This window comes from Nocardioides eburneus (assembly GCF_040838215.1).
Taxonomy (GTDB): domain Bacteria; phylum Actinomycetota; class Actinomycetes; order Propionibacteriales; family Nocardioidaceae; genus Nocardioides; species Nocardioides eburneus.
The window spans coordinates 92538-116074 of record NZ_JBFPJR010000012.1 but is presented as its reverse complement, the minus strand read 5'-3'; the positions used below and the strand labels follow the sequence as shown (position 1 = coordinate 116074).

General features: G+C 73.7%; 22 protein-coding genes and 1 pseudogene. 13 read left to right on the top strand and 10 right to left on the bottom strand.

Features of this window, described 5'->3' with window-relative positions; translation table 11 throughout:
• A pseudogene (locus tag AB3X52_RS09120) lies at positions 1-243 on the bottom strand (hypothetical protein); the annotation flags it as partial.
• 235 nt (positions 244-478) lie between these two features.
• Between AB3X52_RS09120 and AB3X52_RS09115 the strand changes: the two are divergent.
• The 3 genes from AB3X52_RS09115 to AB3X52_RS09105 all read left to right on the top strand — a co-directional run bounded on the left by AB3X52_RS09115 (position 479) and on the right by AB3X52_RS09105 (position 1942).
• Entirely contained in the window at positions 479-802 is a 324-nt protein-coding gene (locus tag AB3X52_RS09115) for an immunity protein CdiI family protein (protein WP_367993481.1), read from the top strand.
• A 143-nt stretch (positions 803-945) separates the two neighbouring features.
• Complete coding sequence (locus AB3X52_RS09110) at positions 946-1350, top strand: hypothetical protein (protein WP_367993479.1); 405 nt, start codon at positions 946-948, stop codon at positions 1348-1350.
• A 25-nt stretch (positions 1351-1375) separates the two neighbouring features.
• A complete protein-coding gene (locus AB3X52_RS09105) occupies positions 1376-1942 on the top strand; it encodes an HhH-GPD-type base excision DNA repair protein (RefSeq protein ID WP_367993486.1) in 567 nt (188 codons plus the stop codon).
• A 21-nt stretch (positions 1943-1963) separates the two neighbouring features.
• Here AB3X52_RS09105 and AB3X52_RS09100 read toward each other — a convergent pair whose 3' ends face one another.
• Together AB3X52_RS09100 and AB3X52_RS09095 are read right to left on the bottom strand one after the other, a co-directional pair.
• Positions 1964-2533: a phosphatase PAP2 family protein gene (locus tag AB3X52_RS09100; protein WP_367993477.1), complete on the bottom strand. Its 570-nt coding sequence runs from the start codon at positions 2531-2533 to the stop codon at positions 1964-1966.
• Entirely contained in the window at positions 2530-4023 is a 1494-nt protein-coding gene (locus tag AB3X52_RS09095; protein ID WP_367993475.1) for an SIR2 family protein, read from the bottom strand. The genes AB3X52_RS09100 and AB3X52_RS09095 overlap by 4 nt, the downstream gene beginning before the upstream one ends.
• Before the next feature lie 79 nt (positions 4024-4102).
• Between AB3X52_RS09095 and AB3X52_RS09090 the strand changes: the two genes are divergently transcribed.
• The gene (locus AB3X52_RS09090) at positions 4103-5083 is read left to right on the top strand and encodes an iron-containing redox enzyme family protein (RefSeq protein WP_367993473.1); all 981 of its coding nucleotides are present in this window, start codon (positions 4103-4105) and stop codon (positions 5081-5083) included.
• Positions 5080-5331 carry a CDGSH iron-sulfur domain-containing protein gene (locus AB3X52_RS09085; RefSeq protein WP_367993472.1) on the top strand — a complete coding sequence of 84 codons (252 nt, stop codon included), beginning with the start codon at positions 5080-5082 and terminating at the stop codon, positions 5329-5331. Before AB3X52_RS09090 ends, AB3X52_RS09085 begins: the two co-directional genes overlap by 4 nt.
• 19 nt (positions 5332-5350) lie before the next feature.
• Here the strand turns inward: AB3X52_RS09085 and AB3X52_RS09080 are convergent, their stop codons facing one another.
• The 4 genes from AB3X52_RS09080 to AB3X52_RS09065 form a co-directional block, all read right to left on the bottom strand.
• On the bottom strand, positions 5351-6781 hold the full coding sequence (locus tag AB3X52_RS09080; RefSeq protein WP_367993470.1) for an FAD-dependent oxidoreductase: 1431 nt from the start codon (positions 6779-6781) through the stop codon (positions 5351-5353).
• Positions 6778-8931 (bottom strand): catalase, encoded by a 2154-nt coding sequence (locus tag AB3X52_RS09075; protein ID WP_367993468.1) that lies wholly within the window; start codon positions 8929-8931, stop codon positions 6778-6780. The genes AB3X52_RS09080 and AB3X52_RS09075 overlap by 4 nt, the downstream gene beginning before the upstream one ends.
• Before the next feature lie 129 nt (positions 8932-9060).
• The gene (locus tag AB3X52_RS09070; protein WP_367993466.1) at positions 9061-9882 is read right to left on the bottom strand and encodes a glycosyltransferase family 2 protein; all 822 of its coding nucleotides are present in this window, start codon (positions 9880-9882) and stop codon (positions 9061-9063) included.
• A 35-nt stretch (positions 9883-9917) separates the two neighbouring features.
• Positions 9918-10877 (bottom strand): glycosyltransferase, encoded by a 960-nt coding sequence (locus AB3X52_RS09065; RefSeq protein WP_367993464.1) that lies wholly within the window; start codon positions 10875-10877, stop codon positions 9918-9920.
• A gap of 153 nt (positions 10878-11030) precedes the next feature.
• Between AB3X52_RS09065 and AB3X52_RS09060 the strand changes: the two genes are divergently transcribed.
• The 7 genes from AB3X52_RS09060 (at position 11031) to AB3X52_RS09030 (ending at position 19587) form a co-directional block, all read left to right on the top strand.
• Complete coding sequence (locus AB3X52_RS09060) at positions 11031-12695, top strand: carbamoyltransferase family protein (RefSeq protein ID WP_367993462.1); 1665 nt, start codon at positions 11031-11033, stop codon at positions 12693-12695.
• A gap of 79 nt (positions 12696-12774) precedes the next feature.
• Positions 12775-14274: an HAD-IIIA family hydrolase gene (locus AB3X52_RS09055; protein WP_367993460.1), complete on the top strand. Its 1500-nt coding sequence runs from the start codon at positions 12775-12777 to the stop codon at positions 14272-14274.
• Positions 14271-15323 carry a glycosyltransferase family 9 protein gene (locus tag AB3X52_RS09050; RefSeq protein ID WP_367993458.1) on the top strand — a complete coding sequence of 351 codons (1053 nt, stop codon included), beginning with the start codon at positions 14271-14273 and terminating at the stop codon, positions 15321-15323. Before AB3X52_RS09055 ends, AB3X52_RS09050 begins: the two co-directional genes overlap by 4 nt.
• Positions 15320-16555, top strand: coding sequence for a glycosyltransferase (locus AB3X52_RS09045; protein WP_367993456.1), 1236 nt, complete (start codon positions 15320-15322; stop codon positions 16553-16555). Before AB3X52_RS09050 ends, AB3X52_RS09045 begins: the two co-directional genes overlap by 4 nt.
• Positions 16556-16634: 79 nt before the next feature.
• Complete coding sequence (locus tag AB3X52_RS09040) at positions 16635-17255, top strand: D-sedoheptulose-7-phosphate isomerase (protein ID WP_367993454.1); 621 nt, start codon at positions 16635-16637, stop codon at positions 17253-17255.
• A complete protein-coding gene (gene rfaE2 / locus AB3X52_RS09035; protein ID WP_367993452.1) occupies positions 17255-18616 on the top strand; it encodes a D-glycero-beta-D-manno-heptose 1-phosphate adenylyltransferase in 1362 nt (453 codons plus the stop codon). The genes AB3X52_RS09040 and rfaE2 overlap by 1 nt, the downstream gene beginning before the upstream one ends.
• Complete coding sequence (locus tag AB3X52_RS09030; protein WP_367993450.1) at positions 18613-19587, top strand: glycosyltransferase family 9 protein; 975 nt, start codon at positions 18613-18615, stop codon at positions 19585-19587. The genes rfaE2 and AB3X52_RS09030 overlap by 4 nt, the downstream gene beginning before the upstream one ends.
• Here AB3X52_RS09030 and AB3X52_RS09025 read toward each other — a convergent pair.
• The 3 genes from AB3X52_RS09025 to AB3X52_RS09015 are packed head-to-tail and all read right to left on the bottom strand — an operon-like array spanning position 19496 to position 22475.
• Positions 19496-20491, bottom strand: a complete 996-nt coding sequence (locus AB3X52_RS09025) for a UDP-glucuronic acid decarboxylase family protein (RefSeq protein ID WP_367993448.1) — start codon at positions 20489-20491, stop codon at positions 19496-19498. The two genes, AB3X52_RS09030 and AB3X52_RS09025, sit on opposite strands and share 92 nt — an antisense overlap.
• A complete protein-coding gene (locus AB3X52_RS09020) occupies positions 20488-21252 on the bottom strand; it encodes an SDR family NAD(P)-dependent oxidoreductase (RefSeq protein WP_367993447.1) in 765 nt (254 codons plus the stop codon). Before AB3X52_RS09020 ends, AB3X52_RS09025 begins: the two co-directional genes overlap by 4 nt.
• Positions 21253-21290: 38 nt before the next feature.
• On the bottom strand, positions 21291-22475 hold the full coding sequence (locus AB3X52_RS09015) for an alcohol dehydrogenase catalytic domain-containing protein (RefSeq protein WP_367993445.1): 1185 nt from the start codon (positions 22473-22475) through the stop codon (positions 21291-21293).
• A 111-nt stretch (positions 22476-22586) separates the two neighbouring features.
• On the opposite strand from AB3X52_RS09015, the gene AB3X52_RS09010 reads away from it, so the two are divergent.
• Positions 22587-23399, top strand: coding sequence for an SDR family NAD(P)-dependent oxidoreductase (locus AB3X52_RS09010; protein WP_367993443.1), 813 nt, complete (start codon positions 22587-22589; stop codon positions 23397-23399).
• The last annotated feature ends 138 nt before the right edge of the window (positions 23400-23537 follow it).

The window sequence follows — 23537 nt, the reverse complement described above, 5'->3', positions numbered from 1 at the left end:
GGCCAGCCACGCGGCCGCATCCCGCGCCCCGGTCTCCTCGGCCAGCGCCTGCGCCGGACCCGAGCCCAACACCCGCAAAACCAGCTCGGCGACCTGGGCCTCGATCCGGCGCAGCGCCAACAGCACCTCACCGGCCTGCGCCGGCGACAGAAACGCCGGGTTCAGGTCCACGGCGTCCTTCAACGCCGCCTCCAACGAGGCGAGGACGCCGGTGAACTGATGCTGCTCGGGTCTCTGGGTCACCTGCGGCCTCCTCTCGCACAGCACGAACACTGATGCGACGTAGGGAGGCCCGGTATCCCCGGACTATCACGAAACCGTTCCGTCTCGGCCGGGCTTCGACGGCTACCCGATCCCCCCAAGGGGCCGGACCGCCTCATCACCTGAGGCCGTGCCCGTATCGTACCATGATTCGAACAAACTAGCGACCGTCTACCCGCACGGCATCTATTGGTCAGCGGACCCGCCGCCTGGGCACGTGGACGATCTCGAACCAGACTTCAGCGTCGCCGGGAACGTGATCACCTTCATGTGGGACTACGGAGCGGTGGTGCCGCTCTGGTGCGATGGGATCGGACTCCTCCCCGAGGAGCCGGAGTGGCTGCGAACGGCGCTCGGGCTGAGCAACTTGCTCATCCTGGATCTCAGCGAGTGGGGGAACGCCATGGGCCACCTAGACGCCAACCCGCCGCTACAAACCGAAGAGGCTCACCGCGACCTCGACCACCGTGCGAGAGCGCTGGTCAATCGCCTTCAGCAAGAACTCGGGTCGCGCTTCACGGTCCGGTACAAGCCGTGGTGAGTGTGCCGGTGGGGCAGGGTGGTGGTCGTCGGCTTCCACATCACCGGTGATCCGCCGGCAGACGACGTGCCGGACGACTCAGCGTTCGCACTCCTCGCGGGCATACAGCGCCCGGCTACTTAGGCAGCCGCTACGGTTCCGGCATGCGTCGGCAGCCGCCCAGCGAATGTCCTCCTCACCAGATCGAGGAGTTTCGACATCGCGTTGCGCGTCTGAGACGTGGCGGGCGGACCGTCGGAGCCTTGTTGGTCAGGCCAGGCTGTTACTGGGCTCAGCGCGGCCACCTCTGGTGGCGACGGTTCGAGGACCCGCACTGGGCGGCCGAGGTCTGGGTGACCATCGAGGGAGAGTTTGACGATCCGTTCTACGGCGATGTCCTCGGGATGGACGACTTGGGGGTGCTTCTCGACGACTTTAAGCGTGGCGTATGGCGGGAGTTCTCGGATGCGGCCTTGGAGTACGACATCGAATGGTTGGGGGTAGATGACGCTGCTCGCACGGCTCTTCAGGAGTTCGGGATCGAGTTGTCAGAACTCACCGACCTCTGACGTCATGCGCGATGATGGCGACATGGTGACGCTCCAGATCGCTCAGGACCCCGCGGCTGACAAGGTGCTCTCGGAGGACGCGTTCGCGTTGCTGGTGGGCATGCTGCTCGATCAGCAGTACGCCATGGAGCACGCGTTCCGGGGGCCCGCGAAGGTGCTGGAACGGTTCGGCACCCTCGATCCCGCGGCGATCGCGGCGGCGGAGCCGGAGGCGTTCGCGGCGCTGTGCGCCCAGCCGCCGGCGATCCACCGCTTCCCCGGCTCGATGGCCGCGCGGCTGCAGGAGGTCGCCGGCATCATCGAGAAGGAGTACGGCGGCGACGCCTCGCGCCTGTGGACGGAGGCCACGAACGGGACCGAGCTGCTCAAGCGGGTGCAGGCGCTGCCGGGCTACGGCAAGCAGAAGGCGCAGATCTTCGTCGCCCTGCTGGCCAAGCAGCTGGGGGTTCGGCCCACGGGCTGGGAGAAGGCCGTCGGCGACTACGCGCTCGACGGCTATCGCTCGGTGGCCGACGTGGTCGACGCCGACTCGCTCCAGAAGGTGCGGGACTACAAGAAGGCGAAGAAGGCGGCGCTCAAGGCCGGCGCCTGACGCTCGTCGAGCGCCTGATCCTCAGCCGGCGACCGCCGACCCGAGCGCGGTGCCGAGCAGCAGCCCGCCCACGACGTCGCCCGGGTGGTGAGCGCCCTGGTGCACGCGCACCCAGGCACCGAGGGCGGCGCATCCGGCCAGCGTGACGGCGGCCCAGTGCGGCAGTCGGGGCGTGCACACCGCGGTGACGGCGGCGGCGATCGCCGCGTGCCCGGAGGGGAACGACGGCCCGTCGACCGGTGCGTCGTCGCGCAGCTCGGTGGGCGTGACGTAGACCGGGCGCGCCCGGTCGGTGATCCGCTTGGTGATCACTTCGACCGCCTTCTCCGCCGGCAGGACTCCCAGGACGAGGGCCGCCCGGCCGGGCCGCCGGGCGCAGACCTGCAGCGCGGCCGCGGCGACCAGCGCCCACGGCGTGCCGAGCTGTTGGGGCAGCCGTAGCACGGCGTACTCGCCACCGGAGTTCGAGGCGTGGAAGGCGGCGAGCTCGCGTCGTCGCGGCCGTGCGGAGAACCAGGCCGCGGCCGCGAGGTAGCCGAGCCCGGCGGCCGCGGACAGCGCGAGGCGCTCCGACCGGCCGAGCGCCGTCACGAGGCACCCCCAGCCGCCTTGAGAGCCGCGCGCAGCGGTCCCCACTCGGGTCCGAGCCCGGCGACGCGTACGGCAAGCTCTCGGGCTTCGCGCGCGACCTCGGCCGCGTCGTCGTCGAGCAGGCCGTCGAACCGTGGATCGAGCAGCCAGGAGGAGGCGTCGGCGGCGTACGAGCCGATCTCATCGAGGAGGATCTCGAGCGCGCGCGTCCGGCTGTCGTGGTCGTCTCCGGGCAGTGTCAGCCAGACGAACTGGTCGCGCCAGAGCTCGCCGCGCGCCGGGTCGCCGCCGACGTCGAGGACGGTCCCCATCGGGCCCGGGATCCCGTGGTCCTCCCGATAGGCCTCGGCCTCACGCACCAGGCGTACGACGTTGTCGTCGTTGAGCGAGGCACCCGCGACGAGCAGGTGCCGGGTGAGGAGAAGCGACTGCAGCAGGGCGCCCGCCGGGCCGGTCTCCGCATCGAAGCGCACGAAGTCGCGCCGGGTGAGGACGATGCTCTCCGGCCGCTCGACGTCACCGTGCAGCTTGAGGATCCACGGCTGGCCGCCGGTCGCCGGCTCCCAGGGCAGGAGTCGCGGCGCGCCGTTCCCGCGGGCGGCGACCGCGGTCTCATAGAGCCGGTCGTAGTTGGTGGTGATCGCCTCCCGACAGTCCAGACCGGCCAGCAGGGCGTGGGCCAGCGAGGGGCGGACGCGAGCGCCGATCAGCTCGGCGACATGGTGGCCCAGGTCGGGCACGCGACGCTGCAGCAGCTGCGCCTGGTCGAGCGGGGTGAGACGGTCGAGACCGGGCGGCGCGTCTCCCGCCCGCTCGGCGAGCAGCCGGAGCATCTCCCGCCACCCGGGCAGGCCCGCCGAGACACCGACCCCGGCGCCGAAGAAGAGCGCGAGCTCGCCGCGGCGGGCCAGGTCGCCGAGCCGCTCCGCCTCCGTCGCGTGGGGAGAGTCCGCGGCGGGCAGGGTACGACGGACGTGCTGGGCGGCGCCGTACACCGATGCCTCCGGTGCCACCACCGCCACGTCGACGCCGAGCTCGCGGACGACCTCGCTCATCGCGGTGAGCAGACGGCGGACGACCTCGCCGCGGTCGTGCTCGTGGCCGCCGCCCTCGATGCCGAGCACCGGCAGTGCGACCAGGCGGACGGCGTGGCCCGTGGGGGCGGACAGGCCGGCGCAGGCGGCCTCGCGCACCGCGGCGACCGCCCGGGCCAGCAGTTCCTCGGTGGGCAGGCCCTCGGCGACGCTCACGAACCACACGGGACGGCGGTCGGCGGCGCGACCATACCCCGGCCCGGGCCAGCCCGGTGGGCGCAGCGCGTCGGGTGAGGCCTCGTCGAGGAGCGGCCCCCAGGTGGGCTCGAGGCCGAAGCCGTCGTCGGTCGGGACGACGGCGGCGTCGTGGACGAGCGACTCGAGCCGGCCGTGGACGACGAACACGTGCCCGGGCGACGCCTCGGTCCTCGCGGGCGGGTCGGCAGTCGGGGTCATGACGACCGGTGCCCCGCACAAGGCCGCGGAACTACTCGTTCCGCGCACGTTCGGCGCCGCGGACGGGTACTGACGCGGCATGACCGAGATCGCCGTCGTAAGACGACCGACGCCCCTGCCGAAACCACGCGGCCCGCTCGGCGAGCGGGTCTTCGCCGCCCTCGTCGAGGGGCGGCCGGTGCCGGAGCGGCCGGCGATCGTCGACGAGGAGGACGCCGCGATCACCTTATGGACGCTCTATGAGATGTCCTACCGCGGCTTCGCCGAGGTCGACGACGACCGCGAGTGGGATCCCTCCGCGGTGCGCCTGCGCGGCGAGCTCGAACGCGACCTGGAGGCACGGCTGCGCTCACGCTGGCCCGGTCGTCCGGCGTACGACGGCGGGCCGGCCGCGTTCCCGGACGCGTTCTTCGCCGAGATCGAGGCCCACGAGGGCCCCTCGCTGGCGCGCTTCGTCCACACCGAGGCGACCGCCGACCAGGTGCTCGAGCTGCTGCAGCTGCGCTCGATCTACCACCTCAAGGAGTCCGACCCGGTCGCGTGGGTGGTGCCCCGGCTGCCGGTGGCGCCGCGGGCATCGCTCATGGAGCTGCAGTACGACGAGTACGGCACCGGCCGGCCCGAGCATCTGCACGCCCGGCTCTTCGCCGACGGCATGGCGGCCCTCGGGCTCGACCCCACCGAGGGCGCCTACATCGACCAGGCGCCGCTCGTGGTCCTCGAGCAGAACAACACGATGAGCCTCTTCGGTCTCCACCGCCGGCTGCGCGGCGCCGCGCTGGGTCACCTGGCGGCGTTCGAGGCGACCAGCTCGCTGCCGAGCCGTCGGATGGCACAGGGGCTCGAGCGCCTCGGCCTCGCCGAGGAGATGCAGGCCTACTACCGCGAGCATGTCGAGGCCGACGCCGTCCACGAGCAGCTGGCCGTCCGCACCATCTGCGGCGGGCTGCTGGCCGTCGAACCGGAGTTGGAGGACGACGTCTGGTTCGGCGCGTTCAGCTGCCTCGACCTGGAGGATCGGCTGGCGTCGTACCTTCTCGACCGGTGGGGTGCCGCGTGAGCGCCCGGGACGCCGGCAGTGCTCGCGGCGCTGGCGGCGCCACCGCTGGCTCGTCCGAGAGCCCGGACGTCGTCGTCTGCCCCGGCGGGCCGCTGCTGCTCCGTGGGGACCACGTGGTGCAGGACGAGGACGGCAGCGCGCACCGAACGACCCGCCCCGTCTCGGCCGTCTGTCGCTGCGGGAAGTCGGCGACCAAGCCATGGTGCGACGGCACTCACAAGGTGATCCCCGAGAAGCTCCGCCCCTGACGCCGAGTCCGGCGCCCGGTCAGACGCGACGCATGGGACAGACGGCGGGGCCCTCGAGCACGCTGCCGTCCTCGTCGAAGCGCGACCCGTGGAGCGGGCAGTCCCAGCTGCGCTCGGCGTCGTTCCAGACGAGTCGGCCGCCGAGGTGGGTGCAGACGCCGCGGCCCGTCCCGGAGCGATGCAGTGGGCGGACCCAGCCGCGGGCGAGCTCGACCCCGACCTCGGCGTTCAGCTTCGCGGTCCCCGGGACGCCGGTGGCCTCGCTGCGTCCCCACGGCCGCCAGGCGCGCGCCCAGGTGGGCTGCGCCGTGTCTTTGCCGAGGATCTCGGCGGAGACGGCGAGGGCGGCCGCGACGCCGCCGGTCAAGCCCCACTTGGAGAACCCGCCGGCGACGAGCAGCCGGTCGGTGCCGGGCAGCAGCGGGCCGGCGTACGGCAGGGCGTGGGCCGGCGCGGAGTCCTGCGCCGACCAGGCGTGGGTCTCGGCCGCCTCGGGGAAGCGCTCGTGGGTCCAGGCGCGGATCTCGTCGAGACGTCGGCTGGTCGGCGTCGAGCGGCCGGTGACGTGGCCGTTGCCGCCGACGAGGAGCAGGCTGCCGCCGCCGTCGTCGGGAGCGTCGCGCAGCGAACGGGACGGCTGGTCGGCGGAGAGGTACATCCCGTCGACGGCGGGCGCCGGCGTACGGAAGGCGATGGAATAGGACCGCTCGGGAGAGACCCGGGCGAAGAACCCGCCGCGGTCCAGGAGCGGCATGTTGGTGGCCAGCACGACGCGCTGCGCGGACACGGAGCCGTGCGCTCCGTCGGGGGAGCCGATGCTCAGCCGCACCGGTCCGTGGCCGCGGATCTTGCGGACGCGCTGGCCCTCGGCGATCGTGACGCCGTGCCGCTCGGCCTCGGCCGCGAGCGCCGCCACCAGCTCGAGCGGGTCGAGCTGGAGCTGGTCGTCGAGCCGGACCGCGCCGCGTGTCGCGAACGGCAGGGGTACGTCGTCGAGCCAGGTGACCTCCAGGCCCGCCTCACGGGCGGCCGCCAGCTCCGCCTTCACGGCACGGCGGCCGTGCTCGCGGTTGGCATAGGTGTACGCCGGCCGCGACTGCGTCGCGACGCCGTGCTCCTCGCAGAACCGCGCGACCCAGGCCTGCGCGGTGCGATGGCCCTCGACGTACTCGCGCGTGACATCGGCGGAGTGCCGCCGCCGGATCCGGGAGAGCAGCGTCCCCTGCAGCAGACTGAGCTTGGCCGTGGAGCGGCCGGTCGTGCCCGCGCCGAGATGGCGGGCCTCGAGGAGCAGGACGCGCGACCCGGCCCGGCCCAGGAGCAGTGCGGTGGTGAGCCCGGTGAGCCCGCCACCCACGACGGCCACGTCCCACGCGCCCTCCGGGGCGTGGGACGTGGCCGTCAGGGGAGTGGCGGGACGGCGCCCCTGCCAGACGGACGGGAGCGTCACGCCGAGGCCAGCCGTTCCCAGACCCGGTGCTGCGGCAGCAGACCGGACAGGCCCTCGAAGACCGCGGTGGGCGCGTCGGCGGTGACGATCCCCGGCGCGGACGGCTCGACGCCCGCAGCAGTCAGGGCCTCGGCCCCGTCGCCCCAGACCCCGATGGCCTTCGCGTGCCGGAAGCACTCCTGGACCAGCAGCGTGACCTGCGGGTGGGCGGCGTGCTCGGAGGTCCCGTCGGCGACCACGAGCGCGTCGAACTCGACCGAGCGGGCGGTCGCGAAGGTCCGCTGGCCGGGCGTGCCGTCGGCGAGCACGCCGCCGGTCGGCGCGATGAGCAGCGGCGTCATGCCCGCCTCGAAGATCGCCGTACGGAGCTCGCCGATCTCCTCCATCGAGCTTCCGGGCGCCACGACGACGCCGATCATCCGGCCGTCCGACGGCCAGCTCTGGCCGACCATGGACAGCGCCGGGCTCGGCTCGGGCTCGGGGAGCTCGATCGTCGGGTCGGGCGCGGGCAGGCCGAGCGCCTCGGCGACCCCGCTGCAGAGCACCGGGTCGATGTTGGCGAGGTGCTGCAGCTGGCGGGCCTTGATGTTCTGCTCGTAGCACTTGTTGAGCTCGAAGCTGTAGGCCTCGATGATGTGCTCCTGCTCGACCGGCGTCATCGACTTCCAGAACAGCCGGACCTGGCTGAAGTGGTCGTCGAAGCTGGCCTCCTGCTCACGGGTCTTCTGCACGGGGCCGCCCGTCGGCGGGATGGTCACCGGGCTGTCGACGAACGCGTGCTGCTCGTTCCCGGCGAAGAACGGACAGCCTCCGTCGAGCGAGTTGGGGTGGTACGGCGCGACCCCGCGGTGGACCGCGTCCTGGTGGAAGCCGTCGCGGAGCATGTCGTTGACCGGCGCGTGCGGCCGGTTGATCGGGATCTCGTTGAAGTTCGGCCCGCCCAGCCGGGTGAGCTGGGTGTCGACGTAGGAGAAGAGGCGGGCCTGCAGCAGCGCGTCGTCGGTCGCCTCGATGCCGGGCACGAAATGGCCGGCGTGGAAGGCGACCTGCTCGGTCTCCGCGAAATAGTTGCTCGGGTTGCGGTTGAGCACCATCTTCCCGATGCGCTGCACCGGCGCGAGCTCCTCGGGGACGATCTTGGTCGGGTCGAGCAGGTCGATCCCCTCGAACATCTGCTCCGGGGTGTCGGGGAAGACCTGGATGCCGAGCTCCCACTCCGGATAGGCGCCGGCCTCGATCGCGTCGGCGAGGTCACGACGGTGGAAGTCGGGGTCCATACCGGCGGTGATCTGCGCCTCCTCCCAGACCTGGGCGTGGATGCCGAGCTTCGGCTTCCAGTGGAACTTCACCAGCGACGTCTCGCCGGCCTCGTTGACAAGCCGGAAGGTGTGGACGCCGAAGCCCTCCATCATCCGGAAGGAGCGCGGGATGCCGCGGTCGGACATGTTCCACATCGCGTGGGCCTGTGCCTCGGTGTGCAGCGAGACGAAGTCCCAGAACGTGTCGTGGGCGCTCTGCGCCTGGGGGATCTCCCGGTCCGGGTGCGGCTTGCCGGCGTGGATCACGTCGGGGAACTTGATCCCGTCCTGGATGAAGAAGACCGGGATGTTGTTGCCGACGAGGTCGAAGTTGCCCTCGGCGGTGTAGAACTTCGTCGCGAAGCCACGGGTGTCGCGGACCGTGTCCGCCGACCCGCGTGACCCGAGGACCGTCGAGAAGCGGACGAACGTCGGGGTCTCGACGTCCTTCTTCAAGAAGTGCGCCGACGTCACCGACTCGGCGGTGCCGTAGCCGACGAAGACACCGTGGGCGGCCGCGCCGCGCGCATGCACGACGCGCTCGGGGATCCGCTCGTGGTCGAAGTGGGTGATCTTCTCGCGCAGGTGGTGGTCCTGCATCAGCGTCGGCCCACGTCGGCCCGCCTTGAGCGACTTGTCGGTCTCCCGCAGCCGGACTCCGACGGCGGTCGTCAGCCACTCGCCCTGCTGGGCATTGACGGCCTGGTCCTCGTTCGCGACGGCGCCGCTCGCCGTGCGTACGTCGGGGCCGGTCTGGTCGGGCTTGGGCGGCAGCGGCCCACGGGGTGTCGTCGGCTCCTCGAGCGCGGCTTCCTCCGAGCTCGGGGCGCCCGGAATGTTCTGGTCGGTCATGGGGATTCCTCCAGGGACGTCTGGGGTGATGTCACATCGCGTCAGGGCGCGTCCCTGGCCGGGTACCCGACCACCGCGGCGGACACGCAGGGTCCGGCGAGCAATCCCGTCTCGTCGCCAGGAGTTCACTCAGCCGGGGAAGAGACCGTCGAGCCGCCGGCGCCGCATCTCGACACTCGGCGAGGTGGGGCGGCGGTGGCGCAGCGCGCGAGGCGCCCGGCGGATCGCGCGCAGCACGGCGGCGCGTCCGACGGACCCCGCGCGCCACACGTCGAGGAACCGGCGCCCGACGACGGGCCAGGGGCGGTGCAGGAGACAGGTGAGCAGGTCGTTGCGGGTCTCGAGGACGCGCCGGGCGTGGGAGGTCGAGCGGGACGAGGACGGGTGGTGGTGCGCGACGACGTGGGCCACGTAGGCGAGCCCCCAGCCACGGTCGGCCAGGTCGAGGGCGAGGCCCTCCTCCTCGCCCGGGAAGCCGACGACTTGGTCGAAGCCGCCCGCGTCGAGGAACGCCTCGCGGCGCACGACCGCGCCGCAGGCGACGAAGCCGAGGACCGAGGGCCCTGGCTGGTCGGCCTCCGTCCCGAGCGGCGAGGCGGCCATCGCCTCGCACACGGGGTCGGCCCGCCCGTCGTCTCCGACCAGGATGCGGCCGGCGAGCACGGCCAGCCGTGGGTGGGCATCGAGGATCGCCGCGGCCCGGGCCAGGGCACCCGGCTCCCACCAGGAGTCGTCGTCGGCGAAGGCGACGTACGGCGTGGTCGCGGCCTCGACGCCGACGTTGCGCGCGACCGCGGCGAGGTTGCGGTGCAGCTCGATCACCGCGACCGAGGGGAACGACTGTCGGACGCGCTGCGGCGTGCCGTCGGTGGAGCCGTTGTCCACCACGATGACCGGTCCCTCGTGGTGCGGCAGGGAGGCGGCCAGGTCGTCCCAGCGGTTCCGCGTCATCACTACGACCGTGACCGGCGCTTCTGCCGGCGCGCTCACCCCTGCACCGTCTCGGCCAGGAGCGCGTCCCAGTCCCGCAGGAAGCGCTTGAGGCCGTAGCGCTCGAGCGCGTGCCGCCGGGCGGCGGCCCCCGCGGCGGCCGCCGCCTCGGGGTCCTCCAGCAGGCGGCGTACGGCGGGGAGCAGTTCCTCGCGCCGGGTGAGGACCGCGCCGGCGTCCGCGGGCACGGCCATCGGCGCCTCGGTGGTGCCCAGCACGACCACCGGCATCCCCAGGTGCATCGCCTCCAGCAGGGAGAGCCCGAGCGAGGTCCAGCGACTGAGGTGGACATAGACGCGCCGCCGGGCCAGCTCGTCGTGCATCGCGTCCTGGGGGAGGTCCTCGAAGGCCGTCAGGCCGGGGAGCGACGGCAGCCGGTCGACCCGCATCCCGAAGACGTCGACTCCGAGGTCGGTCAGCCCCGGGCGGGCGAGCAGCAGGTCGGTGCCGACCGACCGGCCGCGGCGGACGGGGTCGTTGACGGCGGTCGCCGCGCGCGCCAGCTCACCGGTGTAGCGATGCCCGGGGTCGACGATGCCGTGGTCGATGACGTGGGTGCGCACGCCGTCGCCGTCCCACATCAGGTCGTTGAAGCCGGTGACGTGGGCGATGGGGATTTCCCGCTGGCCCGCGAGCGGGTGTCGGGTGTCGGGTACGTCGCCGAGCGGCGTGTTGTGCTCGACGTACACCGCCGGGACGTCGCGCCCCGGACGCCGGCCCAGCCAGCGCTCGGCCAGGTCGACCTCGTGCGGCCGCTGCAGGAGTACGACGTCGACGTCGGTCTCCCGCAGCTCCTCGGGCCTCACCTCGACGACCGACGCCGGCCAGTCCCAGGTCCGCGCGCGGCCGAGGCCGTCGGGTCCGCGCTCGGGCAGGACCGGCAGGAGGTACTCGTGCGCGCCCTGCACGAACGCCGTGGTCCAGGAGCCGTGCACGTGCCACAGGAGTATCCGCATGCCCGTGCCGGTGCCCCGTTCATGCGTTCGGAACGCCTGGTTCTACGTGGCTGGTGGGGAGTTCGGGAGAAGTGAATACCGAAGCGCTTCGTGGGAACCGCAGCGGGAGCACCGTCGTATCCCTCGCGCGCGGTGTTCCTATCCGTTCCCCACTTGGAGACGCCTGTGAAGGTCCTCGGCATCAACGCGCTCTTCCATGATCCCTCCGCGGCGCTCGTCGTCGACGGCCGCACCGTCGCCGCGGCGGAGGAGGAGCGGTTCTCGCGCCGCAAGCACGGTCACCGCCCGGTGCCGTTCGCGGCCTGGGAGCTGCCCGAGAAGGCGGCGGCCTGGTGCCTGGCAGAGGCCGGCCTGGACGTGGCCGACCTCGACGCCGTGACCTACTCCTTCGACGTGGCGCTGGCGCGCCCGGCCGAGGAGCTCGGTCTCCACGACCCCTGGGACCACCTCCGGCAGGCGTACGCCCGGGAGGCGCCCGGCTTCCTGGCGACGGCGCTGCCCGGGCTCGACCCCGCCCAGGTCCGGTTCGTGGCCCACCATGTCGCGCACGCCGCGTCGAGCGCGCTCGCGGCGCCCTACGTCGCCGACGGCGGTGGGCCGACCGACGTCCTCGTGCTCGACGGGCGCGGTGAGTGCGCCAGCCACCTCGCCGGCACCTATGACGAGGGCCGGCTCACCATCCACCACACCCAGGAGCTCCCGCATTCGCTCGGGCTGATGTATGAGGAGCTCACCGAGCACCTCGGCTTCCTGCGCTCGAGCGACGAGTACAAGGTCATGGCGATGGCGTCGTACGGCGAACCGCGGTTCCTCGACGAGCTGCGCCGCCGGGTGCGCGCCACGGACGACGGCGGCTTCGTGACCGAGCGGATCGACTGGCAGGCCCTGGCCAAGCGGGTGGAGCCCGGGCAGGAGTGGGCGCCAGAGCACGCCGACCTGGCCGCGAGCGTGCAGACCCGGCTCGAGGAGGTGCTCCTCGAGCTCGCCGGCCGGCTGCGTGAGCGGACCGGGTCGCGACGGCTCACGCTGGCCGGTGGCGTCGCGCTCAACTGCGTCGCGAACACGGTGCTCTTCGAGCGCAGCGGGTACGACGACGTCTGGGTCCAGCCGGCCGCCGGGGACGCAGGCACCGCGCTCGGCGGTGCGCTCCACGTGGCGGCGCAGGCGGGGGACACGCTGGCGCCGGTGACCGGTGCGGATCTCGGCCGCGGGTGGAGTGACGAGGAGATCGAGGGCTGGCTGCGGACCGCCCAGCTGCCCTACGAGCGGCCCGCCGACGTGGCGGCCGAGGTGGCGGAGTGCCTCGCCGCGGACGGCGTCGTCGCGTGGTTCCAGGGGCGCAGCGAGTTCGGTCCGCGCGCCCTCGGCCACCGCTCGCTGCTCGCCCACCCGGGTCGCCGCGAGAACCTCGAGCGGCTCAACGACGTCAAGGGCCGTGAGCAGTTCCGGCCGGTCGCCCCGATGGTGCGGGCCGAGCGCGCGGGCGAGATCTTCTCGCGCGGGCCGCTGCCCTCGCCGTACATGCTCTTCGTCCACGACGTCGCACCGGCGTGGCGCGAGCGGATCCCGGCCGTCGTGCACGTCGACGGCACCGCCCGCGTCCAGACCGTCGACGCCGCGCAGGAGCCACTGGTCGCGCAGATGCTGGCCGAGTTCGAGGCCCGCACCGGCCTGCCGGTGGTGGTCAACACCAGCCTCAACACCGCCGGTCGGCCGATGGTGGACGACCCGCGCGACGCGCTGGAGTGCTTCGGGTCGGCGCCGGTCTCGCTGCTGGCGATCGGGCCGTTCGTCGTACGACGCCGGGCGCTGGCATGAGCGAGCGGCAGCGAGCGATCATTCGGATTCTCGGGCCGTCGCGCCCGTATTCTCCGCTTCTCTTGACGGGGGCGACGGCATGATCGGGACGACGATCGTCGTGCCGACGATGGGGCGGCCCAGCCTCGGGGCGCTCCTCGAGGCGCTCGCCGCGCAGAGTGTGCACGTCGACGCGCCGGTCGTCCTCGTGGACGACCGCCCCGGCGGGGCACCGCTCGCGCCGCAGAGCCCGCTGGACCTGACCGTCGTGCGCAGCGGCGGCGGTGGCCCGGCCCGGGCACGCAACCTCGGTTGGCGCCGTGCGCGGACGCCGTGGATCTCCTTCCTCGACGACGACGTCGTGCCGGACCCGGACTGGTATGAGCGGCTGCTCGCCGACCTGGCACGGCTGGACGACGCCGTCCACGACGGCGCCGACGTGATCGGCAGCGCGGGGCTCGTGACCGTGCCACTGCCGCCGGGCCGGCGCCCCACCGACTGGGAGCGCGGCACGAAGGGGCTGGAGACCTCCCGCTGGATCACCGCCGACCTGACCTACCGACGCGACGAGTTGGCGGCGGTCGGTGGCTTCGACGAGCGCTTCCCGCGGGCGTTCCGGGAGGACGCCGACCTGGCCCTGCGGCTCGGGGCGGAGCGGGGGCGGATCACGACCGGCACCCGCCGCATCACCCACCCGGTGCGGCCCGCCGACGACTGGGCCAGCCTGCGCCAGCAGACCGGCAACGCCGACGACTTCCTCATGCGCGCCCTCCACGGCCCGCGGTGGCAGCGGCGCGCGGTCGCGCCGGTCGGCCGCCGCTGGTCCCACGTCGCCGTCACGGCGGCCGCTGCGCTCGCGGTCGGCGGAATGGCCGCGCGTCGACCCGGCATCGCCGCGGCCGGCGCGGTCGGCTGGCTCGTCGGCACGGCCGAGTTCGCCTGGCGCCGGATCGCCCCCGGGCCACGGGACGGCGCCGAGGTCCGGCGCATGCTGCTGACCAGCGCCGCGATCCCACCGGCCGCGACCTGGCACTCGCTGCGCGGCTGGTGGCGCCACCGTGACGCCCGGCCTTGGCGCGGCCTGCCCGAACTCGTGCTGCTCGACCGGGACGGGACGCTTGTCGAGGACGTGCCCTACAACGGCGACCCGGCGCTGGTCCGTCCGATGGCCGGCGCGCGCGAGGCCCTCGACCGGCTCCGCCGCGAGGGTGTGCGGCTGGCGGTCGTGAGCAACCAGTCCGGCGTCGGGCGCGGCCTCCTGACCGCCGAACAGGTCGGCGCCGTCAACGGCCGGGTGGCGGAGCTTCTCGGGCCGTTCGAGGCGACCTACGTCTGCCCGCACGCCCCCGAGGACGGATGCGACTGCCGCAAGCCGGCGCCCGGCCTGGTGAAGCAGGCGCTCGGCGAGACGGGCGTCGCGCCCGACCGGGCCGTGCTCATCGGCGACATCGGCAGCGACGTCGACGCGGCGGCCGCCGCCGGCGTACGCGCGGTGCTCGTGCCGACACCTCGGACCAGGCCCGAGGAGGTCGCCGCCGCGCCGCGCCGCGCCGCGACCCTGACCGACGCCATCGATGGCATCCTGAAGGGGGAGTGGTGAGGACCCTCGCCGTACGACTCGACAGCCTCGGTGACCTGCTCGTCACCGGTCCGGCCCTGCGCGCGCTGGCGGCCACCAGTGACCACCTCAGCCTGCTCTGCGGGCCCGTGGGACGCCCCGCCGCCGAGCTGCTCCCGGGTGTCGACGAGGTGCTCTGCTGGCCGGCGCCGTGGATCCTCGCCGACCCGGGCCCCGTCGACCCCGACGGCGTCGAGGAGCTGCGCGCGATGGTGGCCGCCGGCCGCTACGACCGCGCCGTCGTCTTCACCAGCTTCCACCAGTCGGCCCTCCCGACCGCGCTCGTCCTCCGCCTGGCCGGGGTGCCGTGGGTCGGGGCGATCAGCGTCGACTATCCGGGGTCGCTGCTCGACCTGCGACACCGCGTGGACGAGGACGTGCCCGAGCCCGAGCGCGCGCTCTCGCTGGCGGTCGCCTCCGGGGGCTCGCTCCCGGACGGCGACGACGGCCGGCTCGCCCTGCGTGACGACGTCGCGACGCCTCCGCCGCACCTGCCCCGCCCCTACGTCGTCCTCCACCCCGGCACGTCGGTGCCCGCGCGTGCCTGGCCTGCTGAGCGCTTCCGCTCGGCAGGCGTCCAGCTCGGGGAGATCGGCTACCACGTCGTGGTCACCGGCGGTCCCGACGAGACCGAGCTGACGGCGTACGTCGCCGACGGCCCGGACAGCGACGTGCTCGACCTCGGCGGGCTGCTCGACCTGGAGGAGCTGGCCGGCGTCCTCGCGGGTGCCGACGCGGTCGTGGTCGGCAACACCGGCCCGGCCCACCTCGCTGCCGCGGTCGGGACGCCGGTCGTCTCGCTATACGCACCGACCGTCCCGGCCGTGCGCTGGGCGCCGTACGGCGTCCCGCGGGTGCTCCTGGGCGACCAGGAGGCGCCGTGCCGCGACACCCGGGCACGCGCGTGTCCGGTCGCCGGCCACCCCTGCCTCACCTCGGTCACGCCGCACGACGTGGTCACGGCCGTGATCGAGCTGTGCGGTCTGCCCGTCCCGGGAACGGACCGCCTGACCGGAAGGAACGCGTCATGAGGATCTCGCTCGTCTCCGAGCACGCCAACCCGCTCGCCGCACTCGGCGGCGCCGACGCCGGTGGCCAGAACGTCCACGTCGCCGCGCTCGCCGCCGGCCTCGCGGCACGGGGCCACGAGGTCACGGTCCACACCCGCCGCGACGCGGTGGACGCGCCCGTGCGGGTCATCACGGAGGAGGGGTACGCCGTCGAGCATGTGCCGGCCGGCCCGCCCACCGACATCGCGAAGGACGAGCTGCTCCCGCACATCACCGAGCTCGGCGTCCGGCTGCGTGAGCAGTGGCGCCGTGAGCCGCCCGACCTCGTGCACGCCCACTTCTGGATGAGCGGCCTCGCGGCGCTGCACGCGACCCGCGGCACGAGCATCCCGGTCCTGCAGACGTTCCACGCGCTCGGCTCGGTGAAGCGGCGCCAGCAGGGAGCGCTCGACACCAGCCCGCCGTCCCGCATCGACCACGAGCGTCGGCTCTGCGCCGAGGTCGACCAGGTCATCGCGACCTGCGAGGACGAGGTCGAGGAGCTGCGCCTCCTCGGCCTGCCGAGCAGCCGGGCGACGGTCATCCCGTGCGGCGTCGACACCCGGGTCTTCCACCCGGGGGAGCCTCGGCCGGAGGGCCGGCCCCACCGGCTCCTCGTCCTCGGTCGGCTCGTGACCCGCAAGGGCGTCGGCAACGCCCTCGAGGCCGTCGCCGAGCTCACCGAGCGCGGCTGGGCCGACATCGAGCTGCTCGTCGCCGGCGGCTCGCCGGGGGAGGCGCTCGCCGCCGACCCTGAGGTCCTCCGGCTGCGCCGGCTCGCCGACCGGCTCGGCATCCTCGACCGGGTCCGCTTCCTCGGCAGCGTCGCCCGGCCCGACGTCCCCGATCTCATCCGCAGCGTCGACGTGGTCGTCACCGTCCCGTGGTATGAGCCGTTCGGCATCGTTCCGCTCGAGGCGATGGCCTGCGGGCGCCCCGTCGTCGGGTCCGCCGTCGGCGGCCTGCTCGACACCGTCGTCCCCGGCCGGACCGGTGAGCTCGTCCCTCCGCGCGAACCTGCGCTGCTCGCCGCGGCCCTGCGCGATCTGCTCGCCGACCCGGAGCGACGCCGCCGGTACGGCGAGGCCGGCCGGGAGCGCGCCGTCACGCTCTACGACTGGGAGAACGTCGTCGCCCGCACCGAGAAGGCGTACGCCGAGGCCGTCGCCGGCACGTCCCTGACCGCCCGCACCAGCACGGAGGCCGCACGATGATTCACCCCACTCGATTCTTCGACTCCCCCGCTCCGCTCCTCCGCCGAACAATCGATCGGGGACCCCGATGAAGCGAATGATGAGCCACACCCCCTGCGACCACGAGCACCTCGCAGAGCTCCAGAAGGCGCTCGCCGGGTTCGGCTCCTGCGTCGACATCGTCGACGACTGGGGCGTCCGGCTGACCCGGGTGCTCGAGGGCGGTGGCCGCCTGCTGGCCGCGGGCAACGGTGGCAGCGCGGCCCAGGCCCAGCACCTCACGGCCGAGCTGGTGGGTCGCTACCGCGAGGACCGCGCGCCGTACTCCGCCATCTGCCTCTCCGCGGAGACGTCGAGCCTGACCGCGATCACCAACGACTACCCGGCCTCCGAGCTCTTCGCCCGGCAGGTCGAGGCGCACGGTCGCCCGGGCGACGTCCTCGTGCTGATGTCGACCAGCGGCCGCAGCGAGAACCTCGTCGCGGCGGCCCGGCGCGGCCGGCGGGTCGGGCTCGAGGTGTGGTCGATGACCGGGCCGCTGCCGAACCCGCTGGCTGAGCACAGCACGGAGTACTGCGCCGTCGACGCGCCCTACACCGCGACGGTCCAGGAGCTCCACCTCGTCGCGCTGCACATGCTCTGCGCGGCGCTCGACCGCACCCTGGGCGTCGGCGTCTCACGGACCCGTCGCTCGGTCGAGGACCTCGAGGCGGGTGCCTGATGACGCTCGTGGTCGTCGGTGACGCCCTGCTCGACATCGATCTGGTCGGTCGGGCCGGGCGGCTCATGCCCGACGCGCCCGTGCCGGTCCTCGACGAGCTGGAGGAGCGTCCGCGCCCGGGTGGCGCGGCGCTCGCGGCGGCTCTCGCCGCCGGCGACGGCGAGGACGTCGTCCTGGTGGCACCGGTCGCCGACGACGAGGCCGGGGCGCGGTTGGCCGCGCTCGTCGCCGAGAGCGGCGTCCGGCTCGTCCCCCTCCCGTACGACGGCACGACGGCCGTCAAGCGCCGGGTCCGGGCCTCGGGACAGTCGCTGCTGCGGCTCGACGAGGGCGGCTCGGGCGACGTCGGCGCTCCACCGGCACAAGCCCTCGAGGCGATCGCCGGGGCAACGGCGGCGCTGGTCTCCGACTACGGTCGCGGGATCACGTCCCAGCCTGCCGTGCGAGCAGCCCTCGACGGCCTCCCCGCGCGGGTCCCGACGGTGTGGGACCCGCATCCGCGCGGGGCGCGCCCGGTGGCCGGCGTACGACTGGCGACGCCGAACCACGACGAGGCCGCGCGCCTGTGCCCGGACCCGGCCGCCGGCGCGGGGGAGGGGACCGGGCTCGCGGCGGTCAGCGCGCAGGCCGCTGCGCTCGTCGCCGCGTGGCGGGCGCAGGCGGTCTGCATCACGCTCGGAGCCGGCGGCGCGCTGCTCAGCCGCGGCGAGACGTCGCCGTCCGTCGTGCCCGCGCCGCGGGTGGCCGTGTCGGACACGTGCGGGGCAGGGGACCGGTTCGCCTCCGCGGCCCTGGTCGCGCTCGCCGCGGGCGCGGTGACGCTCGAGGCGGTGCAGCAGGCGGTCACCTCGGCGGCGGGCTTCGTCGCGGCCGGCGGAGCCGCGGCCTTCGGCGCGGCCGCACCCGTCGAGCACGGCCACGACGCGGTCACCCGGGTCAGGGCCGCCGGTGGCACCGTGGTCGCGACCGGCGGATGCTTCGACCTGCTTCACGCCGGTCACGTCGCCACCCTCGAGGCGGCGCGGTCCCTCGGTGACTGCCTGGTGGTCTGCCTCAACTCCGACGCGTCCGTTCGCCGCCTCAAGGGCGCCAGCCGCCCGCTCGTCCCGCAGGCGGACCGGGCTCGCGTGCTCGCGGCGCTGGAGTGCGTGGACGAGGTGGTGATCTTCGACGAGGACACCCCCGAGCAGGCGCTGCGGCGGGTCCGGCCCGACGTGTGGGCCAAGGGCGGCGACTACGCCGGCGCCGACCTGCCCGAGGCCGCCCTGCTGCGCGACTGGGGTGGCCAGGCCGTCGTCCTGCCCTACCTCGAGGGCCGCTCGACGACGTCGCTCGTGACCACCGCGCTCTCCCGGGCATGAGGCCGCGCGCGCTCGTCTACCGCGCCATCGGCCTCGGGGACCTGCTCACCGGCGTCCCCGCACTGCGCGCGCTGCGGCGCGCGCTGCCGGACCACGAGCTCGTGCTCGCGGCGCCGGGCGCGCAAGGCCCGATCGTCGAGCTGGTGGATGCCGTCGACCGCCTGCTGCCGACCGAGGAGCTCGCCCCCGTCGCCTGGGACGGACCGCCCCCCGACGTCGCGGTCGACCTGCACGGCAACGGACCGGCGTCCCGCAGCCTGCTCGAACGGCTCGCACCGGGCCGTCTCGTCGCGTTCGAGACTCCCGACGGGCCACGCTGGGACCCCGACGAGCACGAGCGAGCCCGGTGGTGCCGGCTGGTGACCACGACCTTCGGCGTCGCCGCCGATCCGGACGACGTCGGTCTCGCGACGCCGACGGTCGCCTCGCCGGCACCCGAGGCCGTCGTCGTCCACCCGGGCGCGGCATCGGGCAGCAGGCGATGGCCGGCCGAGCGGTACGCGGCCGTCGCCCGAGACCTCGTGGACGCGGGCCACCGGGTCGTCGTCACCGGCTCGCCCGGCGAGCGGCCGCTCGCCGACGACGTACGCCGGCGGGCCGGTCTGCCCGCCGACGCCCTCCTGGCCGGGCGGACCGACCTGGCCGAGCTCACGGCCCTCGCCGCGGCCGCCGCCCTGGTCGTCTGCGGCGACACCGGCATGGCCCACCTGGCCTCGGCCTACGGCACCGGGTCGGTCCTGCTGTTCGGGCCGACGCCCCCGCGCCGCTGGGGGCCGCCACCGGGCCCGCACGCGGTCCTCTGGCACGGCACCGAGGTCGGCGACCCGCACGCCGGCGAGCCCGACCCGGCGCTGCTGCGCATCACGGTCGAGGAGGTCCTCACGGCTGCGCACGCGGCGCTGCGCCGTCGGGACCGACCAGCTCGTGCATCCAGCGCACCGTCTGCTTCAGCCCCTCGTCCACGTCGGTGAGCGGCCTCCAGCCGAGCCGCTCCCGGGCGCGGGAGATGTCGGGCTGACGCACCTTCGGGTCGTCCTCGGGGAGCGGGACGAACTCGATCGTGGAGGAGGACCCGACCAGTCCGATGATCGTCCGGGCGAGCTCCAGGACGGTGGTCTCGGTGTCGTTGCCGAGGTTGACCGGTCCCGGCTCGTCGGCGCACGCGAGCCGGACCAGACCGTCGACAGTGTCCTCGACCCAGCACAGCGAGCGGGTCTGGGAGCCGTCGCCGGCGACGGTCAGGGGCTCGCCGAGGAGCGCCTGGTGGACGAACGCCGGCACCACCCGTCCGTCGTCCAGGCTCATCCGCGGGCCGAAGGTGTTGAAGATGCGCGCGATCCCCGTGTCGACGCCGCGCTCACGCCGGTAGGCCGCGGTCGTCGCCTCGGCGAAGCGCTTGCCCTCGTCATAGACGCTGCGTGGGCCGATCGGGTTGACGTGGCCCCAGTAGGACTCGCGCTGCGGGTGCTCGAGCGGGTCGCCGTACACCTCGGACGTCGAGGCCAGCACGAAGCGTGCGCCGTGCCGTTCGGCGAGGTCGAGACAGTGCGCTGTCCCGACGCTGCCCACCCGCAGGGTCTCCAGCGGCCGCCGCAGGTAGTGGACGGGCGAGGCCGGGCAGGCGAGGTGCATCACCACGTCGAGCCCGCCGGGGTCGGGCACGCCGTCGCTGACGTCCGCCTCGACCAGCGTGAAGTCCGGCCGGTCCCGCAGGTGCGCCACCTTGTCAGGGGAGCCGGTCAGGAAGGAGTCCACGCACCAGACCGCGGCACCCTCGTCGAGGAGCCGTTCGCACAGCCACGACCCCACGAAGCCCGCCCCACCCGTCACCAGCACCCGCGCGCCGTCGAGCGCGCGCTCGGTCAGCGCCGTCATCGCGGGTAGTACTCGTTGCGGAGGGCCACGACCGCGCTCTGGAGGAAGCTCTCCGGCGGCAGCGTGATCGCGAACCGGATCAGCCCGGCGACCTGCCGGGGGTCCATCATCCGCTCGGGTGGCAGGCCCCACTGGTCCATCATCGGCGTGGCCATCGCGGCCGGGTTGATCGCGCTGACCCGCACCGGCCACGCGCGCTCGCGCGCCTCGGTCTGCATGACCTCGGCGAGCTTGAGCAGCGCCGCCTTGGAGGCGTTGTAGGCGCCCGCGCCGGCACCGACGGTGAGCGCGCTGATCGAGACGACGCAGACGAGATCGGCGACGGCCTCCTCCTCACCCTCCAGCGCCTGCCGGTGCCGCACGAACGCGCGACTGAGATACATCGGCCCGTCGACGTTCACGCCGAACACGCCGTGCCACTGGTCGTCGTCGACGTCGACCAGGTCGGCGCCGCGGTCGGTGCCCGCGTTGTTGACGAGGCAGTCGAAGCGGGCGCCGTACGACGCCGCGGCCTCGCCGACGACCTGGTCCACCTGCGCGCGGTCCGTGACGTCGAGGTGGATGGCCTCCGCCGTACCCGCGCCGCCGTCGCCCCTCACGAGCTCGACGGTGGCCTTGGCCGCATCGAGGTCGCGGTCGGTCACGAGCACGTGCGCGCCGGACTCGGCGAAGAGCCTGCTCGTCGCGCGACCGAGCCCGCTCCCAGCTCCGGTCACGAGCACGACGCGTTCGGCGAGATCCTGCTGGGACGTCTGGGTCATCTGGTCCGTCTCCTGTCGGGTCGTTGGCTCGGCGGGGATCACGGGTTGAAGACGACCTTGACCATGCCGTCCGCCTTCGCGCGGAAGTCCGCGTACGCCGAGGGTGCGGCGTCCAGGGGCAGGTGGTGGGTCGCGAACGACTCGACGCCGAGGACGTCCTCGTCCTGGTTGAGCAGGGCGACGATGTCGTCGGTCCACCGCCGGACGTTGGCCTGCCCCATGCGCAGCTGCAGCTGCTTGTCGAAGAGCTGCATCATCGGGATCGGGTCGACGGCGCCGCCGTACACGCCGGAGATCGACACCGTGCCGCCGCGCCGGACCGCCTCGAAGGCGCTGGACAGCGCCGCCAGCCGATCGGTCCCGGCCTTCTTCATGAGCGGCTGTGCGATCGCGTCGGGCAGCTTCCCGACGACCTTGTGCATGGTCTCGACGACGGGGGAGCCGTGGGCCTCCATCCCGACCGCGTCGATCACGGCGTCCGCGCCGCGGCCGCCGGTGCGGCTGCGGACCTCGTCGGCCAGCTCCTTGCCGGCCTCGTCGATGTTGATGACCGAGGCGCCCCGGGACGCGACCCGGGAGAGTCGCTCGGGGACACGGTCGGCCACGATGACCTCGACGTCACGGCGCAGCGCGATCCGGGCCGCCATGTCGCCGATCGGACCCGCGCCGAGGACCAGCAGGGTCTGGCCGGGGCCGACCCCGGCGTACTCGACCGCCTGCCAGGCCGTGGGAAGGACGTCGGAGAGGAAGACGTAGCGGTCGTCGACCGGCCCGTCGGGCACCTTGACGGCGCCGTAGCCGGCGTACGGGACGCGGAGGTACTCCGCCTGCCCGCCCGGCACCTGGCCGTACAGCTTGCTGTAGCCCAGCAGGCTCGCGCCGGTGCCGTGCTCGCGGTTCTGGGTCGTCTCGCACTGGCTCTGCAGGCCGTGGCCGCACATCCAGCACTCGCCGCAGCTGACGTTGAACGGGATGACGACCCGGTCGCCGGGCGACAGGTTCGTGACGGCCGCGCCGACCTCCTCGACGACGCCCATCGGCTCGTGCCCGACGATGTCGCCGGGCGTCATGAACGGGCTCAACGGCTCATAGAGGTGCAGGTCCGAGCCGCACAGTCCTGTCGTCGTTACCCGGATGATCGCGTCGGTCGGCTCCTCGAGGATGGGGTCGGGGACCTCCTCCACGCTCATGTGCTTGGGGCCCTGCCAGGTCACTGCACGCATCGTCTTGCTCCTCGGGGTGGGGTTCGGGGATCGCTCGCCTGGGTCGGTACCCGAACGCGCGCCCGACACGCGGCCAGGAATGGGCCGGTCGGGCGCGGTTACCGACGAGGGATGGAGACAGAGACCAACACCGGGACCAGCATCGGCGCCACGCCCCTCGCGGTCGTGACGGGCGCGTCGACCGGCATCGGACGCGCGCTGGCGGCCCAGCTCGCCGAGCACGGGTTTGACGTGGTGATCGCCGCCGAGGAGCCCGAGATCCACGAGGCCGCCGACGCCTTGGCCGAGCACGGCCAGCAGATCGTCCCCGTGCAGGCCGACCTCTCGACCGCGGACGGCGTCACGGCGCTGCACACCCGCGTCACCGAGCTCGGGCGGCCGGTCGTCGCGCTGGTGCTCAACGCCGGCATCGGGGTGAGCGGTCGGTTCGACCAGACCGCGCTCGAGGACGACCTGCGGCTGGTGGACCTCAACGTCCGCTCCACGGTCCACCTCGCGAAGCTCGTCGTCCGCGACATGGTCGCGGCCGGGTCGGGGAAGGTGCTCGTCACCTCTTCGATCGCGGCCGTCGCGCCCGGGCCCTACCACGCGACGTACGCCGCCTCGAAGGCCTTCGTGCACTCCTTCGCCGAGGGCATCCGCGAAGAGCTGAAGGACACCGGCGTCACGGTCACCTCGCTGATGCCCGGTCCGACGGAGACGGAGTTCTTCTCCCGCGCGGACATGGGCGACACCCCGGTCGGGCAGGCCGACAAGGACGATGCCCGCGACGTGGCGAAGGACGGCTACGAGGCACTGATGGCGGGGAAGGCGAGCGTCGTCGCCGGCTCGTTCAAGAACAGGCTCCAGGCCGAGCTCGGCACCCATCTGCCCGACGCGCTGGCCGCGCCGATCATGGCGCGCATGACGAAGCCACAGCAGTGAGGCGTACGTCGGCGGCGTGACCGTCACCGCCGACACACCGCCCGGGATCGTGGGCGCGACCAGGTCCGTGGCAGAATGAGTTCGCGGCTCTTGACGTCACCGGGCCTCGCCGCGCCCCGAACCCAGTTCGACCGAGAG